This window comes from Rhodoplanes roseus (assembly GCF_003258865.1).
Lineage (GTDB): Bacteria > Pseudomonadota > Alphaproteobacteria > Rhizobiales > Xanthobacteraceae > Rhodoplanes > Rhodoplanes roseus.
In genome coordinates, this window is record NZ_NPEX01000942.1 from 1 (window position 1) to 247 (window position 247).

The window sequence follows — 247 nt, forward strand, 5'->3', positions numbered from 1 at the left end:
TGAAGATAGAGCTTGTGCTCCAGCTCCGGCGATTCGCTGATCATCCGCTCCAGAAGCTGTCGCGGGAAGGTGCACAGAACCGTGCTCGTCACCGCTTCGGCCTTGAGCGAACTCTCCGGCGAGAACGGGCGACCGACGAAATCCGGCGCAAACTGGAGACCGACGATCTGCTGGCGTCCGTCCGGCAGCATCTTCGACAGTTTCACGACGCCCGCGAGCACATTGGAATAGTTGGATGTCGGCTGCT

1 protein-coding gene is annotated in these 247 nt (G+C 60.7%); it reads right to left on the bottom strand.

Annotated features, from left to right (window positions below):
* Positions 1-247, bottom strand: a 247-nt coding sequence (locus CH341_RS33105) for a Crp/Fnr family transcriptional regulator (protein ID WP_146604820.1), incomplete at both ends; no start/stop codon positions are given.